General features: G+C 71.2%; 10 protein-coding genes and 1 pseudogene. 7 read left to right on the top strand and 4 right to left on the bottom strand.

From position 1 onward, the window contains the following. Positions 1-7: 7 nt before the first annotated feature. From AMK29_RS05325 to AMK29_RS05335, 4 genes and pseudogenes are all read left to right on the top strand, one after another. Entirely contained in the window at positions 8-1,378 is a 1,371-nt protein-coding gene (locus tag AMK29_RS05325; protein WP_079196753.1) for a carbohydrate ABC transporter permease, read from the top strand. After that, positions 1,375-2,250: a carbohydrate ABC transporter permease gene (locus tag AMK29_RS05330; protein WP_073808033.1), complete on the top strand. Its 876-nt coding sequence runs from the start codon at positions 1,375-1,377 to the stop codon at positions 2,248-2,250. Before AMK29_RS05325 ends, AMK29_RS05330 begins: the two co-directional genes overlap by 4 nt. 14 nt (positions 2,251-2,264) lie before the next feature. Next, positions 2,265-2,423: pseudogene (locus tag AMK29_RS35505) on the top strand (ABC transporter ATP-binding protein); the annotation flags it as partial. Positions 2,424-2,453: 30 nt separating this feature from the next. Further along, positions 2,454-3,893, top strand: coding sequence for a glycosyltransferase 87 family protein (locus tag AMK29_RS05335; RefSeq protein WP_443334050.1), 1,440 nt, complete (start codon positions 2,454-2,456; stop codon positions 3,891-3,893). 59 nt (positions 3,894-3,952) lie between these two features. Here the strand turns inward: AMK29_RS05335 and AMK29_RS05340 are convergent, their stop codons facing one another. Further along, positions 3,953-8,923: an NAD-glutamate dehydrogenase gene (locus AMK29_RS05340; protein ID WP_073808035.1), complete on the bottom strand. Its 4,971-nt coding sequence runs from the start codon at positions 8,921-8,923 to the stop codon at positions 3,953-3,955. 431 nt (positions 8,924-9,354) lie between these two features. Between AMK29_RS05340 and AMK29_RS05345 the strand changes: the two genes are divergently transcribed. Beyond that, positions 9,355-9,909, top strand: coding sequence for a DJ-1/PfpI family protein (locus AMK29_RS05345; protein ID WP_073808038.1), 555 nt, complete (start codon positions 9,355-9,357; stop codon positions 9,907-9,909). A 34-nt stretch (positions 9,910-9,943) separates the two neighbouring features. Here AMK29_RS05345 and AMK29_RS05350 read toward each other — a convergent pair whose 3' ends face one another. Next, complete coding sequence (locus AMK29_RS05350; RefSeq protein ID WP_073808041.1) at positions 9,944-10,615, bottom strand: HAD family hydrolase; 672 nt, start codon at positions 10,613-10,615, stop codon at positions 9,944-9,946. 57 nt (positions 10,616-10,672) lie between these two features. Continuing rightward, positions 10,673-11,179 (bottom strand): DUF6912 family protein, encoded by a 507-nt coding sequence (locus AMK29_RS05355; RefSeq protein ID WP_073808044.1) that lies wholly within the window; start codon positions 11,177-11,179, stop codon positions 10,673-10,675. Between the two features lie 276 nt (positions 11,180-11,455). On the opposite strand from AMK29_RS05355, the gene AMK29_RS36940 reads away from it, so the two are divergent. Next, complete coding sequence (locus AMK29_RS36940; RefSeq protein WP_221746305.1) at positions 11,456-11,986, top strand: Rv3235 family protein; 531 nt, start codon at positions 11,456-11,458, stop codon at positions 11,984-11,986. Positions 11,987-12,154: 168 nt separating this feature from the next. Here AMK29_RS36940 and secA read toward each other — a convergent pair whose 3' ends face one another. Beyond that, positions 12,155-14,965, bottom strand: coding sequence for a preprotein translocase subunit SecA (gene secA / locus AMK29_RS05365; RefSeq protein WP_073808047.1), 2,811 nt, complete (start codon positions 14,963-14,965; stop codon positions 12,155-12,157). Between the two features lie 239 nt (positions 14,966-15,204). Here secA and AMK29_RS05370 point away from each other — a divergent pair, with 239 nt between their 5' ends. Next, positions 15,205-15,792: a GNAT family N-acetyltransferase gene (locus AMK29_RS05370; protein ID WP_073808050.1), complete on the top strand. Its 588-nt coding sequence runs from the start codon at positions 15,205-15,207 to the stop codon at positions 15,790-15,792. Positions 15,793-15,806: the final 14 nt, after the last annotated feature.

A 15,806-nucleotide genomic window follows, 5' to 3' on the forward strand; every position in this document is an offset into this window, starting at 1 on the left:
CCCCGGCATGCCGAGGACCATCCGCGACCGCGGCGGCGTCACGAGCGGCGGCGTCACGAGCGTCGCCGCCAGGGGCGGCAACGGCAGGAGCGGCAACGGCAGGCGCAGGACGGTGGCGGCGGGGTTCCTGCTGCCCGCCCTGCTGCTGCTCGGCGCGCTCGTCGTCTACCCGATCGGGTACTCCGTCCAGCGCTCGCTCTTCGACCGCTCCGGCGACTCCTTCGTCGGCCTGGACAACTACATCGCCCTCGTCACCGACGAGTCGCTCCGCACCGCCGTCCGCAACAACCTGATCTGGCTGGTGCTCGCCCCCGCCGTGGCGACCGCCCTCGGACTGGTCTTCGCCGTGCTCACGGAACGGGTGCGCTGGGGCACGGCGTTCAAGCTGGTCGTCTTCATGCCGATGGCGATCTCGATGCTCGCCGCCGGGATCATCTTCCGGCTCGTCTACGAGCAGGACCCGGACCGCGGGGTCGCCAACGCCGTCTGGGTCGGGGTCCACGACACCTTCGCCGAGTCGTCCGGCTTCCCCCGGGCCCGGCCGCTGCCCGTCCACCCGCTGGAACCGGCGGGCGGGGGCGCGTTCGTCACGAAGGAGCCGGTGCGGGCCGGGGAGCCGGTGCGGCTGCCGCTGGTCGGGGTGGCGCCGGGGCAGATGCCGGAGGAGGCCCGGCCGGCCCGCGAGAGCGCGCCGTCGCCGGGGACCGTCGTCGGCACGGCGTGGCTGGACTTCACCCGGGGCGGCGGCGGGCGGCCGAACGCCGTCGACCCGGCGGAACTGGGCCTGGCGGGGCTGCGGATCGAGGCCGTACGGGACGGCACGGTGGTCGCCAGGGCCACAGCCGCCGCGGACGGCACGTTCACGCTGCCCGCCGACCGTGTCGACGGAGCCGTCCTGCGGCTGCCCGCGAGCAACTTCCGGGAGCAGTACAACGGCGTGGAGTGGCTGGGGCCGTCGCTCGTGACCCCGGCGGTCATCGGGGCGTACGTGTGGATGTGGGCCGGGTTCGCGATGGTGCTGATCGGCGCCGGGCTGGCCGCCGTGCCGCGCGAGCTGCTCGAAGCGGCGCGGGTGGACGGGGCGAACGAGTGGCAGGTGTTCCGCCGGATCACGGTGCCGCTGCTCGCCCCGGTCCTCGCGGTCGTCCTCGTCACCCTGATGATCAACGTGCTCAAGGTCTTCGACCTGGTCTTCGTCATCGCGCCGGGCTCCGCCCAGGACGACGCGAACGTGCTCGCGCTCCAGTTGTACCGCTCGTCCTTCGGTACGGACGCCGATCTCGGGGTCGGCTCGGCCATCGCCGTGCTGCTGCTGCTCCTGGTGGTGCCGGTGATGGTCTTCAACATCCGCCGCCTGCGCCGGGAGGCCCGCCGATGAGTTCCCCCGACGTCCGGTCGTCCCGCCCCCTCGTCGCGCGGGTCGCCGCCCGCGCCGCCGGGGGCGCGGTGCGCGTGTTCCTCGTCCTGGCCGGGCTGTTCTGGCTGCTGCCGACGGTGGGGCTGCTGCTCTCCTCGCTGCGCTCGCCGTCCGACATCGCGGCGAGCGGCTGGTGGCAGGTGTTCACGGCCCCGGCGCGGCTGACCACCGAGAACTACACCCATCTCCTCGCGAACGACACGATCACCGGCTCCCTGGGCTCCACCGTCCTGATCACGGTCCCGGCCACCCTGCTGGTGCTCGTGATCGGCTCGTTCGCCGGGTACGCGTTCGCGTGGCTGGAGTTCCCGGGCCGGGACTGGTGGTTCCTGGGCGTGGTCGCGCTGCTCGTGGTGCCGGTGCAGGTCGCCCTGGTCCCGGTGTCGAAGCTCTTCGGGGCGGTGGGGCTCTTCGAGACGACGCTCGGGGTGGTCCTCTTCCACACGGCCTTCGGGCTTCCGTTCGCGATCTTCCTGCTGCGGAACTTCTTCGCGGAGATCCCGCGCGAGCTGCTGGAGGCGGCGCGCCTGGACGGGGCGGGCGAGATCCGCCTCTTCACCCGGGTGGTGCTGCCGCTCGGCGGTCCCGCGATCGCCTCGCTGGGGATCTTCCAGTTCCTGTGGGTCTGGAACGACATGCTGATCGCGCTGATCTTCGCTGACTCGCAGTCGCCTCCGATCACGGTGGCGCTCCAGCAGCAGGTGCGGCAGTTCGGCAACAACGTGGACGTGCTGGCGCCGGGCGCCTTCGTGTCGATGGTGGTGCCACTGGTGGTGTTCTTCGCGTTCCAGCGCCAGTTCGCGTCCGGGGTGATGGCGGGTGCGGTGAAGTAGGCCCGCCGGATCAGTCGGTCTTCGTGGTCAGCCACGCGAACACCACCATCACGGAGACCTGCGAGCGGGCGCTGTGGCTGGAGTCCGGCACGCTGCGGAAGGACGGTCCGGCGGACGAGGTCGTCGCGGCGTACGAGGAGTTCACCAGGACAGGAGCGAAGGAAAAGGGGTAATCAGGACAAAGAGGTCTACAGTACGGAGGGATGACGAACGATCACACTCAGTCGCCACCCGGGACCGACCCCCCGCCCGGCACGGACCCCGGAACCGCAGCCGCGCCCGCGTCCGGATCCACGCCCGGGGCCGGAACCGAGGCCGCAGCCGCGCCCGGGCCCGGGCCCACGCCCGGGGCCGGAACCGGCACCGCCTCCCCGCCCCGCGCCGGCACGGAGCCCCCCTCCCTCACCGGGTCCCCCTTCGACTCGGACACGTTCACCTCCGCCACCTTCGTCACCGTCGGCAGCGGCCCCTACCTCGCCCTCGCCTCCGTCTGGCTCCTGACCCGCGTCGGCATGCTCCTGCTGCTCGCCCGCGACACCCTCGGCATCGGCGGGGTCGGCCGCGAGGTGGACCTCTACCACCACTGGTACGCGCAGTTCGCGCACGGCACCTTCCCGATCGGCGACGCCACCTGGCAGTACCCGCCCGGCGCGGGGCTCGTGATCATGTCGCCGGGGCTCCTCCCCTGGCTGACGTACTTCCAGGCGTTCGTCGCCCTCAGCCTCCTCGCCGACGCGGTCATCACCCTCGCCCTCGCCCGCGCCGACAGCGCCCGCCTCACCCACGGCGCCTGGGTCTGGGTCTGCGGCCTGCCGCTCCTCCTGCACCTGCCGCTCGCCCGCTACGACGTCCAGACCACCGCCCTCGCCGTTCTCGCCCTGCTGGCCCTGGGCGCCCGCTCCACCGCCACCCGCCGGCTCGGCGGAGCGCTCGCGGGCATCGGCGCGATGGTCAAGGTCTGGCCGGTGCTCACCCTGATCGGCACCCCCCGTGGCCGTACCGCCCGGGAGGCCTGGACCGCCGCGGCCGTCGCCGCGCTCGCCCTCCTCGCCACCCTCGCGCTGTTCTTCTCCGGACCCCTCGGCTTCCTGCGCCAGCAGGGCGGCCGCGGCATCCAGATCGAATCCCTCTTCGGCACGGTCCTCGCGCTCGCCGGGGCAGGCGGCACCTGGCCCGGCAGGGTCGAGTTCCGTTACGGGGCCTTCGAGTACGTCGGCCCGTACGTCTCCACGCTCGGCCACCTCGCCCTGCTGCTCACCGTCCTCGCCCTCGGCTGGCTGCTCCTGTGGCGGGTCCGCGCCGACCGCTGGACGCCCGCCACCCCGCTCGACGCGGCCTTCGCCGCCGTCCTGCTGTTCACCGCCACCAGCCGGGTGATCAGCCCCCAGTACATGATCTGGCTGCTCGGGCTCGCCGCCGTCTGCCTGACGTCCCGGCAGACCGTGATGCGCCCGGTGGCGCTGCTGCTGCTCCCCGCGGCCGCGCTCAGCTCGCTCGCGTACCCCGTCCTCTACGACGAGGTCATCGCCGGCACCACCCAGGGGCTCGCCGTCATGGTGCTCCGCAACAGCCTGCTGCTCGCGGCCGCCCTGCTCGCCGCCCGCCGCCTGTGGACCTCCACGGTCACCGCGCCCACGGAGTGAGGGACGGAAGGACGAAGGGCCCCGCCGGAAGACCGGCGGGGCCCTTCGCTCTCACCTCACTAGCTGTGCGAACGGAGCAGCGTGCGCATGGTCCGCATCGCCACCGACAGGTTCGCCAGGTCGAAGGTGTCGGAGACCTGGATCTCCTCCAGGGTCGTCCGGGCGCGGCTCAGGATCGCCGCGTTCCGCTCCTCCCAGGCCTTGAACCGCTCCTCCGGGCTCGCCGTGTCGTCGCCCGCCGACAGGACGTCCGCCGTCAGCGCCGCGTGCGCCGCGAACAGGTCCTCACGGATCGAGGCACGGGCCATCGACTGCCACCGGTCGCTGCGCGGCAGTTCGATGATCCGGTCCATCAGGTCGGTGATCCGCAGCCGGTCGGCCAGGTCGTAGTAGACCTCGGCCACCGCCAGCGGCGCCATGCCCGCCCGGTCCGCGATCGCGACGACGTCGAGGATCGGGAAGGCGGAGGAGAAGCCGGCGACCCGCAGCGCGAGGTGCTCCGGCACACCGAAGGTGGTCAGCTCGTCCAGGATCGACTGGTACCACTCCAGGTCCGCACCGCGCAGCAGCGACGGCAGCTGCTCCCAGACCTCGTCGACGCGCTCGGCGAAGAAGTCGATGGTCTCGGTGAGCTGGAGCGGCTGCGGCCGGTTGTTGAGCAGCCAGCGGGTGCCGCGCTCGACGAGCCGGCGGGAGTGCAGCCGCATCCGGGTCTGGACGTCGGCCGGCACCTGGTTGTCGAGCGCCTCGACGGCGTCCCAGACCTGGCTGAGCCGGAAGACGACCCGGGCGGCGGTCTGGGCCCGGACGATCTCCTCGATCGACGCGCCCGTCTCCTCGCGGAGGCGGTGCAGGAAGGTCGAGCCGCCGGTGTTGACGGTGTCGTTGACGAGGATCGTGGTGACGATCTCGCGGCGCAGGGGGTGGTTGTCGACGGCCTCGGCGAACTTCTCGCGCAGCAGCGTCGGGAAGTACGCGTGGAGCAGCCCGCGCAGGTACGGGTCGTCGGGCAGCCCCGTACCGATGAGCTCGTCGGCCACCGTGATCTTGGTGTACGCCAGGAGGACGGCGAGCTCCGGCTGGCTCAGCCCCCTGCCGTTGTTGAGCAGTTCGCGGATCTGGCGGTCGTTGGGCAGGAACTCCAGCGAGCGGTCGAGGGCTCCGTCGCGGCCCAGGCGGCGCATGTACCGCTGGTGGGCGTGGAGGAGCGAGGGCGACTGCGCGACGGCGTTGGCCAGAGCCGTGTTCTGCGCGTAGTTGTTGCGCAGGACGAGCGTGCCGACCTCGTCGGTCATCTCCGCGAGGATCTTGTTGCGCTGCTTGACGGTCATGTCGCCCTCGGCGACGAGCCCGTTGAGCAGGATCTTGATGTTGACCTCGTGGTCGGAGGTGTCGACGCCGGCGCTGTTGTCGATGGCGTCGGTGTTGACCTTGCCGCCGTGGCCCTCGGGGCCGCCGGAGCGGGCGAACTCGATGCGGCCCAGCTGGGTCGCGCCGAGGTTGCCGCCCTCGCCGATGACCTTGGCGCGCACGTCGTGGCCGTCGACGCGGATGGCGTCGTTGGCCTTGTCGCCGACGTCGGCGTTGGACTCGACGGAGGACTTGACGTACGTCCCGATGCCGCCGTTCCACAGCAGGTCGACGGGGGCCTGGAGGACCGCCTTCATCAGGTCGGCCGGGGTCATCTTGGTGACGCCGTCCTCGATGCCGAGAGCGGCCCTGACCTGCGCGTTGACCGGGATCGACTTGGCACTGCGGGGGTGGACGCCGCCGCCCGCGGAGAGCAGCGAGGTGTCGTAGTCGGCCCAGGACGAGCGGGGCAGCTCGAAGAGGCGGCGGCGCTCGGCGTAGGAGACGGCCGCGTCCGGGTTCGGGTCGATGAAGATGTGGCGGTGGTCGAAGGCGGCGACCAGGCGGATGTGCTCGGAGAGCAGCATGCCGTTGCCGAAGACGTCGCCGGACATGTCGCCGACGCCGACGACCGTGAAGTCCTCGGTCTGGGTGTCGTGGCCCAGCTCGCGGAAGTGGCGCTTGACCGACTCCCAGGCGCCGCGGGCGGTGATGCCCATGCCCTTGTGGTCGTAGCCGGCGGAGCCGCCGGAGGCGAAGGCGTCACCGAGCCAGAAGCCGTACGACTCCGCGACGCCGTTGGCGATGTCGGAGAAGGTCGCGGTGCCCTTGTCGGCGGCGACCACGAGGTAGGTGTCGTCCTCGTCGTGGCGGACGACGTCGACCGGCGGCACGACCTCGCCCGCGACCAGGTTGTCGGTGATGTCGAGCAGCGCCGAGATGAAGGTCTTGTACGAGGCGATGCCCTCGGCCATCCAGGCGTCACGGTCGACGGACGGGTCCGGGAGCTGCTTGGCGACGAAGCCGCCCTTGGCGCCGACCGGCACGATGACGGTGTTCTTCACCATCTGCGCCTTGACCAGGCCGAGGATCTCCGTACGGAAGTCCTCACGGCGGTCGGACCAGCGCAGTCCGCCTCGGGCGACCTTGCCGAAGCGCAGGTGGACGCCCTCGACACGCGGGGAGTACACCCAGATCTCGAAGGCGGGGCGGGGCGCCGGGAGGTCGGGGATGGCCTGCGGGTCGAACTTCATCGACACGTAGGAGTGCGGGGAGCCGTCGGCGGCCTTCTGGAAGAAGTTGGTCCGCAGGGTGGCCTTGATGACGGTGAGGAAGGACCGCAGGATCCGGTCCTCGTCCAGGCTCGCGACCTGGTCGAGGGCGGCGTCCAGCTCTTCGAGGAGCGCGTCGGTCAGCTCGGTGCCGGCGCGCTGGCGCTCCGGGGACATCCGGGCCTCGAAGAGGGAGACCAGCAGCCGGGTGGTGTGGACGTTGTTGCGGAGGGTGTCCTCCATGTAGTCCTGGCTGAACATCGCGCCGGCCTGCCGCAGGTACTTGGCGTAGGCGCGGAGCACCATCGCCTCGCGCCAGTTGAGCCCGGCGGAGAGGACGAGCGAGTTGAAGTTGTCGTTCTCGGCCTCACCGGTCCAGGTGGCGGCGAAGGCCTCCTGGAAACGCTCGCGGGCGTCGTCGCCGAAGGAGTCGCCGCCGTTGCCGGTGGAGGCGGGCAGCCGCAGGCCGAAGTCGTAGATCCAGGCGTGGGTGCGGTCTGCGCAGCGCAGCTCGTACGGGCGCTCGTCGGTGACCTCGACGCCGAGCCGGTTGAGGACCGGCAGGACGGCGGAGAGCGAGATCGGGTCGCCGGTCGTGTAGATCTTGAAGCGGCGCTCGCCGGGGCCCGCGACGACGGGCTCGTAGAGGGAGAGCGCGAAGTCCTTGCCGCTGGTGCGGGCGAGGGCCTCCAGGTGGCCGAGGTCGGCGACGGCGGCGCGCGGCGAGTGGTCGGCCTTGTAGCCCTCGGGGAAGGCGTTGCCGTAGCGGCGGAGCAGCTCGGCGGCGCGCTCCTCGCCGCACTCGGCGTTCAGCGCCTCGGCGAAGCCGTCGGACCAGGAGCGGGCGGCGTCGACGAGCCGGGCCTCGATGCGCTCGACGTCGGAGTCGGTGAGCTTCGCGAGCTCGGTGCCGGGCTTGACGCGGACGACGAAGTGCAGCCGGGACAGGATCGACTCGGTGTTCCAGGCGGTGAAGTCGACGCTGATGCCGCCGAGCTCCTCCTTCAGGATGTCGATGATCCGCAGCCGGACGCGGGTCGTGTAGCGGTCGCGCGGCAGGTAGACGAGGGCCGAGTAGTAGCGGCCGTACTCGTCCTGGCGCAGGTAGAGCCGCAGCCGGCGCCGCTCCTGGAGGTACAGGACGCTGGTGACGATGGACCGGAGCTGGTCGACCGGGGTCTGGAACAGCTCGTCGCGCGGGTACGTCTCCAGGATCTGGAGCAGGTCGCGGCCGTCGTGGCTGTTCGGCGAGAAGCCGGCGCCCTCCAGGACCTCCTGGACCTTGCGCTTGACGACGGGGACGCGGCGGACGGACTCGGTGTAGGCGGCGGAGGAGAACAGGCCGAGGAAGCGGCGCTCACCGATGACGTTGCCGGCGGCGTCGAACTTCTTCACGCCGATGTAGTCGAGGTACGAGGGGCGGTGCACGGTCGCCCGGCTGTTGGCCTTCGTGAGGATCAGCAGCTTGTGCTCACGCGCCTTGGCGCGGGCGTCGGCCGGCAGCCGGCTGAAGGACGGCGAGACGGGGTGGGCGTGGTGGCCCTGGTCGTCGCCCGAGTGGTGCGGGTCGGAGCGCAGGATGCCGAGGCCCGTGCCGGGGACGGCGGACAGGGCGTCACCGTCGACCAGCTCGTACTCGCGGTAGCCGAGGAAGGTGAAGTGGTCGTCGGCGAGCCAGCGCAGCAGCTCACGGGCCTCCTCCACCTCGGTGGGACGCAGGTCGCCGGCTGTGGGCTCGGCCGGGAGGCCCTCGGCGATCCGCAGGGCGGCCTCGCGCATCTTGTCCCAGTCCTCGACCGTCTCGCGGACGTCGGACAGGACACGCAGCAGGTCGGCGGTGATCTGCTTGAGGTCGGCGCGGTCGGTCTCGCGGTCGATCTCGACGTGGATCCAGGACTCGGTCAGCGCGTCGTGCGGCAGCTCGCCCTGGATCTGGGCCGAGAGGACCTCGATCAGCTTTCCGGCGACATCACGGCGGACGAGGACCTGCGGGTGGATCACGACGTGGATGCCGCGGCCCTGGCGGGACAGCTCGTTGGTGACCGAGTCGACGAGGAACGGCATGTCGTCGGTGACCACCTCGACGACGGAGTGGCTGCTTGTCCAGCCGTTCTCCTCGACCGTCGGAGTGTGGACGCGCACGTTCGCGGTGCCCTGCGGGCGGTTCTCCGCGAGCCGGTAGTGCGAGAGCGCGGCACCGAACACGTCGACGGGGTCCCGGTCGCCGAGGTCCTCCGGCGCCGTGTGGAGGTAGTAGCGCTGGAGGTACTCCAGTACGGCGTCCCGGTCGGGGCGCTCCCCAGCACCCTCCGGGCCCGTCGGAAGTCGCCCCCCGACCGGGCTGTGCTCAGCTACCCGGGCGGCCCTCTCGAGCAGCTCGGCCTTGGCTTCGTCCAGCTTGGTCTGCATGTCCTCTGACTCCTGTCGCGCGCCGTTGCGTGACGTCGGTGGAAGAAAGGACACAACGCCTCGACGCGGTGATTCCGGTCGAAGACGACGTTATGCCCGGATGAGAGATGCCCGGGTCGTTATCGGCCACAGAGCGCGGCGCGCCCGGACGGAGAGGATCGGCGAACGCTCGGTCGGCCCGGCCGCTGTCGCGGACCGGGCGGCAGCCGGGGGCTGCGCTGCCCCCGCGGCGTATCGCGCTGATCACGGGAAAAGCCTATCGCCCTCGCCCCCCGCACCGTCATGGTCCGTATGTGTACAAAAGAGGGGGTGGAAGTTTGACGTTATGGACAGCGACACATGTCCTCTTGGCAAAGCGCCCCGCCCCGGGCAGCGTGTACCCGAGCATGGGCGCAGCACGGCAGACCGACCATCTGTGATCTGGGAGAGCCATGGCGAAGATCCTGATCGTGACCGGGGACGCGGCGGAGTCGCTGGAGGTGATGTACCCCTATCAGCGGCTGCTCGAAGAGGGATACGAGGTCGACATCGCGGCTCCGGCCCGCAAGCAGCTCCGGTTCGTCGTGCACGACTTCGAGCCCGGCTTCGACACGTACACCGAGAAGCCCGGCTACACCTGGCCCGCCGACCTGGCCTTCTCGGAGGTCGACCCGGGCGCGTACGTGGCGGTGGTGATCCCGGGCGGCCGGGCGCCCGAGTACCTGCGCAACGACCCGGAACTCCGCAAGGTGCTCAAGGCCTTCTTCGACGCGGACAAGCCGGTGGCCCAGATCTGCCACGGTCCGCTCCTGACGGCGGCGGTCGGCGGCCTGGAGGGCCGCCGGGTCACGGCGTACCCGGCGCTCGAGCTCGACATGCAGGCGGCGGGGGCGACGTTCCAGGACAGCGCGGCGGTGGTCGACGGCCTCCTGGTCTCCTCCCGGGCCTGGCCGGACCACCCCACCTGGATGCGCGAGTTCCTGAAGGTGCTGCGCGCGAAGGGCTGAGGCGCGGGCGGCGGCCGATGCGGGTGCGGGGGAGCTACACCAGCTCCTCCGCGACGGCCACCGCCTCCTCCAGCGAGTCCACCACCGGCACGCCCATCCGCTCCAGCGAGGTCCTGCTGTGCGACCCGCCGGTGTACAGCACCGCCCGCGCCCCCACGTGCGCCGCCGCGAGCGCGTCGTCCGCGGCGTCACCGATGACGACGACCCGGTCCGCCGGGACACCCCGCAGCGCGGCGAGGTGCCGCACCATGTGCCCGGACTTCCCGTCCGTCGAGGTGTCGACGCGGCCGTCCATGCGCAGGAACCGCTCGGCGATCCCGTGCTGGCGGACCAGCGGGATCAGGTCCCTGTGCGGCGCGAGGGACAGGAGTGACTGTGTGAAGCCGGACGCCTGCCGTGCCGCGAGCAGCTCCGCGGCCCCGGCGGTCAGCCCGCAGTTCTCGGCGCGCGAGCGGTAGTGCCGGTGGAAGACGCCGTCCATGAGGGTCCACTCGGCGTCGGTGGGCAGCCGCCCCATGAGCCGCTCGTAGAACTTGGGCACCGGCACCGTGTACAGCTCGCGGTACCGCTCCAGCGTGATCGGTTCGAGCCCGAGCTCGGCGAAGGCCGCGTTCGTCGCTCCGATGACCGCGCTGGTGTCGTCGAGCAGTGTTCCGTTCCAGTCCCAGACCAGGTGCTTGCCGCGCAAGCCGTCGTGCTTCCCCATGGAGAGACGGTACCCGGCCGCTCCGACAGCGAAGACTCGGCGGCGGAGCCGGGCCGATCAGCCCAGCAGCCCCGGAATCTCCTGCACCCCGAACCACAGCAGTTCGTGGTCCTCGGCGCCGTCCACGACGAACTGCGCGTCGTCGTCGCCCTGGTCGGCCGCCCCGAGCGCGTCGGCGGCGGCCGTCACGTCGGCCTCCGCGTCGTCCGCGTCCGCGTGCACCGCGGCCGCCTTGGCCAGCGGCACGGCGCCCGTGATCCGGACCTCTCCGACGGAACCCGGGTCGAGCCCCAGATCGGGGTCCGTGACGGCGTCCTTGTCGGCCACGTCGACGGCGACGACGATCCGCCGGCGGGGCACACCGGGGTCGCCGGCCAGGAGGCGCAGGGAGGCGGACGCGGCCCGGTTGAGCGCCGCGTACTCCAGCTCCTCGATGTCGTCGGAGACGTACCACTCACGCAGGGCGGGGGTGACGGCGTAGGCCGTCAGCGGGCCGGGGCCGAGCTCGCCCGCCTTGTGCGCCTGTGCGAGACCGGCGAGGGTCAGAGGGACGTACGCGCGCATGGGATGGCCGCTTTCGTAGACGGAGAGGCCCTCAGGATACGTGCGGAGTCCCCCTTCGGGGTGGCCGGCCGGGACCGGCCCGCGTCCACCCCGTAGGGCGTTCTCCCCGGACCCCGGAGACCCGATTTTCCACCGCGTCACCCGGATAGGTGATTCCCCTTTCGGGTCGCCCGGTCGCCGCCGTCTCCTTGCGAGGGCTCCGAGCCCGCCCGTACAAGATCCCCAACGGAAGTTACTGACCGGTACCACCCGGTTACGCAACGACAGGGGACCGCCATGACCACCACGCTCGCCACCGCGACGCCCACGCCCACCACAGCCGGGCCGCACCACCCGCCGCACCCCGCTTCGGCGAGCACCCGGCCCCGCACCCCCCGCCCCCGCTCCGCCCCCGGCGGCCCCGCCGGCTCCCGCCCCCGCGGCCCCGCGGGCACCCACCCCCGCACCGCGCCCCGGGCGCTCCCGCCGCACACCGTCTTCGCCGAGCGCCTCCTCGCCGTGCTCAGCGGGGAGCGGCCGGTGCACTGGATGCTCGGCCACACCGTCGGCGAGGCGTACGAGCAACTGGTCCGGATCGCCCCGGAGACGCCCCTGCGCTCCCTCGGACCCCGCCCCGTCCTGCGCCGCTGCTCGGCCCAGGTGGACGCCGGACGGGCGGTGGTCGAGGCCTTCGCGACGATCGCCACCGGGTCCCGCGTACGCGCCCTGGCCTTCCGTCTGGAGCGCGGCGCCGACCGGCGCTGGCGCTGCGCCGCGGTCGAACTCGACGGCCTCGGCCCCACCCCCGCGCCACCCCGCCACGCATGACGAGGCAGCCGGCCCGGAGCGACCCGCCCGGCACGGCGAAGGGGGTCGGCCGCCACCCGGGCGACCGACCCCCCGCCACGCATGACCCCGGCACGGCGAAGGGGCCGGCCGCCCTCACGGGCGACCGACCCCTCAGCGGCCCGAGGCCACCGTCTCAGCGACGCGAGGTCACTTCTTGCGGCGGCGCCCACCACCCGCGTTCTTCTGCGCCTTGCGGCGCTCCGCCCGGGTCATCCCGTCACCGCCGTCCACGTCGTCGGAGGCGAAGTCGCCCTCGACGACACCGCCGTCGCCGTCCACGGTCGGCGCGGAGAAGTGCAGCCGGTCCGGACGCTGCGGGGCCTCAAGGCCCTTGGCGCGGATCTCCGGACGCCCGGAGGCGGCCGGCACGGCGTCCTGCTTGTCGAGCGAGGGAGCGGTCGCCTGCACCGGGACCTCCTCGACCTGCTGCTCGACCTGGACCTCCAGGTTGAACAGGTAGCCGACGGACTCCTCCTTGATGCCCTCCATCATGGCGGTGAACATGTCGAAGCCCTCGCGCTGGTACTCGACCAGCGGGTCCTTCTGCGCCATGGCGCGCAGGCCGATGCCCTCCTGGAGGTAGTCCATCTCGTAGAGGTGCTCGCGCCACTTGCGGTCCAGGACCGAGAGGACCACGCGCCGCTCCAGCTCACGCATGATCTCCGAGCCGAGCTGCTTCTCCCGCGCGTCGTACTGCTCGTGGATGTCGCCCTTGATGGACTCGGCGATGAACTCGGCGGTGATGCCGGCCCGGTCCCCGGCCGCGTCCTCCAGCTCCTCCACGGTGACCTTCACCGGGTAGAGCTGCTTGAAGGCGTTCCACAGGCGGTCGAGGTCCCACTCCTCCGCGAAGCCCTCGGCGGTCTCCTGGCGGATGTAGTCGTCGATCGTGTCGTCCATGAAGTGCTTGATCTGCTCGTGCAGGTCCTCGCCCTCCAGGACGCGGCGGCGCTCGCCGTAGATGACCTCGCGCTGGCGGTTGAGGACCTCGTCGTACTTCAGGACGTTCTTGCGCGTCTCGAAGTTCTGGGTCTCGACCTGCGACTGCGCGGAGGCGATGGCACGGGTGACCATCTTGTTCTCGATCGGCACGTCGTCCGGCACGTTGGCCATGGCCATCACGCGCTCGACCATCTGCGCCTTGAACAGACGCATCAGGTCGTCGCCGAGCGACAGGTAGAAACGGGACTCGCCCGGGTCGCCCTGACGGCCGGAACGACCGCGCAGCTGGTTGTCGATGCGGCGCGACTCGTGGCGCTCGGTGCCGAGCACGTACAGCCCGCCGAGCTCCTTGACCTCCTCGAACTCCGCCTTCACGGCCTTCTCGGCGCGCTCAAGGGCGGCGGGGAGGGCGGCGGCCCACTCCTCGACGTGCTCGACCGGGTCGAGACCGGCCTGGCGCAGCTCGGCCTCGGCGAGGTCGTCCGGGTTGCCGCCGAGCTTGATGTCCGTACCGCGGCCGGCCATGTTCGTGGCGACGGTGACCGCGCCGCGGCGGCCGGCCTGGGCGACGATGCTCGCCTCGCGCTCGTGGTGCTTGGCGTTGAGCACCTCGTGCTGCACACCGCGCTTGGAGAGCTGCTGCGAGAGGTACTCGGACTTCTCGACGGAGGTCGTGCCGACGAGGATCGGCTGACCCTTCTCGTGCTTCTCCGCGATGTCGTCGACGACGGCGGCGAACTTGGCGACCTCGGTCCGGTAGATCAGGTCCGACTGGTCCTTGCGGATCATCGGCCTGTTCGTGGGGATCGGGACGACGCCCAGCTTGTAGATCTGGTGGAACTCGGCGGCCTCGGTCATGGCCGTACCGGTCATGCCGGAGAGCTTCGAGTACAGACGGAAGAAGTTCTGCAGGGTGATGGTGGCGAGGGTCTGGTTCTCGTCCTTGATCGCCACCCCCTCCTTCGCCTCGATCGCCTGGTGCATGCCCTCGTTGTAGCGGCGGCCGGCGAGGATACGGCCGGTGTGCTCGTCGACGATCATGACTTCGCCGTCCATGACGACGTAGTCCTTGTCCTTCTTGAACAGTTCCTTCGCCTTGATGGCGTTGTTCAGGTAACCGACGAGCGGGGTGTTCACCGACTCGTAGAGGTTGTCGATGCCCAGCCAGTCCTCGACCTTGGCGACACCGGCCTCGTGGATGGCGACGGTCCGCTTCTTCTCGTCGACCTCGTAGTCGCCGGTCTCCTCGATGCCCTTGAGCTGGTTGCCGGGCTCGCCCTTGGAGAGGCGGGTGACGAGCTTGGCGAAGTCGCCGTACCACTTCGTCGCCTGGTCGGCCGGGCCGGAGATGATCAGCGGCGTACGGGCCTCGTCGACGAGGATGGAGTCGACCTCGTCGACACAGGCGAAGTTGTGGCCGCGCTGGACGAGCTCGTCCTTGGACCACGCCATGTTGTCGCGCAGGTAGTCGAAGCCGAACTCGTTGTTCGTGCCGTACGTGATGTCGCAGTTGTACTGCTCACGGCGCTGGGCCGGCGTCATGTTGGCGAGGATGCAGCCGATGCTCAGGCCGAGGAAGCGGTGCACCCGGCCCATGAGCTCGGAGTCGCGCTCGGCCAGGTAGTCGTTCACCGTGATCAGGTGGACGCCCTTGCCGGAGAGCGCGTTGAGGTACGCCGGGAGGGTGCCGACGAGGGTCTTGCCCTCACCGGTCTTCATCTCGGCGACGTAGCCGAGGTGGAGGGCGGCGCCGCCCATGATCTGGACGTCGTAGTGGCGCTGACCGAGGACACGCTTGGCGGCCTCGCGCACCGTCGCGAAGGCCTCGGGCATCAGGTCGTCGAGGCTCTCGCCGTCGGCGTACCGCTGCTTGTACTCATCGGTGAGCGCCCGCAACTCGGCGTCGGAGAGGTTGACGAAGTCCTCTTCGATGGAGTTGACCTGGTCCGCGATGCGGTGCAGTTTGCGCAGGATCTTTCCTTCGCCTGCACGCATGAGCTTGTTGAAGACGGACACTGAGGCTGGTCTCCTTGCCGGTCGGGCCTGGCACTGGGTCTTGTCATGGACGCGAGCGCGGGCACGGCAGGTGGTCCCCACCGCAACGGCCATCGTAAGCGAGACCGCCCTCGCGAAGGGAGGCCCACAGTGCCGGAGCCGTACTGCCGCCCGGAAAGAGAACGCACGAGGTGGGCGGAAGGTGCCGCCCCATCCGAAAAGTGTTCGCTTCCGGTCCGGGGTCTCACCACAATCCAGTCATGGAGCCGATCACCCTCACCACCGACCGCCTGCGGCTGCGGAACCCCGTTCCGGAGGACGCCGACGCGGTGTACGCCATCTGTCAGGACCCTGCCATCCGGCGCTGGACCGTCGTCCCCGACCCCTACACGCGTCAGGACGCCGAGTTCTTCCTGAACCGGCTCGTGCCCGACGGCTGGCGCGAGGACACCGACTACTCCTTCGTCGTCGAACCGCTGGCCGGCGGCCCGCTGCTCGCCGCCGTCTCCCTGACCGATCGCGGCACGGGCGTCTGGGAGGTCGGCTACTGGCTGGGCAGGGAGCACCGGGGCAGCGGCTACATGACGGAGACCGTCCGGGCCCTCGCCCACTGGGCCTTCACCGCGCTCGGCTGCACCCGCCTGGTGTGGCGCGCCGAGGTGGGCAACACCGGCTCGCGCGCGGTGGCCGAGCGCGTCGGCTTCGTGATGGAGGGCGCCCAGCGCGCCGGCCTCACCAACAAGGGCACGCTCAGGGACGCCTGGGTCGGCGCCCTGCTCCCCTCCGACTTCGGCCTCCCGAGCCCGCTGCCGTACCTCGCGGCCCGCGACCAGCCCGCCGAGGCCTGACGCCCGCCCGGGGC

The organism is Streptomyces sp. CB02261, assembly GCF_001905665.1.
Classification (GTDB): domain Bacteria; phylum Actinomycetota; class Actinomycetes; order Streptomycetales; family Streptomycetaceae; genus Streptomyces.

Coding starts and splice junctions, on each gene's coding strand:
- AMK29_RS05340 (WP_073808035.1), bottom strand. CDS start 8,923: ATGCAGACCAAGCTGGACGAAGCCAAGGCCGAGCTGCTCGAGAGGGCC.
- AMK29_RS36940 (WP_221746305.1), top strand. CDS start 11,456: ATGACCACCACGCTCGCCACCGCGACGCCCACGCCCACCACAGCCGGG.
- AMK29_RS05330 (WP_073808033.1), top strand. CDS start 1,375: ATGAGTTCCCCCGACGTCCGGTCGTCCCGCCCCCTCGTCGCGCGGGTC.
- AMK29_RS05335 (WP_443334050.1), top strand. CDS start 2,454: ATGACGAACGATCACACTCAGTCGCCACCCGGGACCGACCCCCCGCCC.
- AMK29_RS05370 (WP_073808050.1), top strand. CDS start 15,205: ATGGAGCCGATCACCCTCACCACCGACCGCCTGCGGCTGCGGAACCCC.
- AMK29_RS05355 (WP_073808044.1), bottom strand. CDS start 11,179: ATGCGCGCGTACGTCCCTCTGACCCTCGCCGGTCTCGCACAGGCGCAC.
- AMK29_RS05325 (WP_079196753.1), top strand. CDS start 8: ATGCCGAGGACCATCCGCGACCGCGGCGGCGTCACGAGCGGCGGCGTC.
- AMK29_RS05350 (WP_073808041.1), bottom strand. CDS start 10,615: ATGGGGAAGCACGACGGCTTGCGCGGCAAGCACCTGGTCTGGGACTGG.
- AMK29_RS05345 (WP_073808038.1), top strand. CDS start 9,355: ATGGCGAAGATCCTGATCGTGACCGGGGACGCGGCGGAGTCGCTGGAG.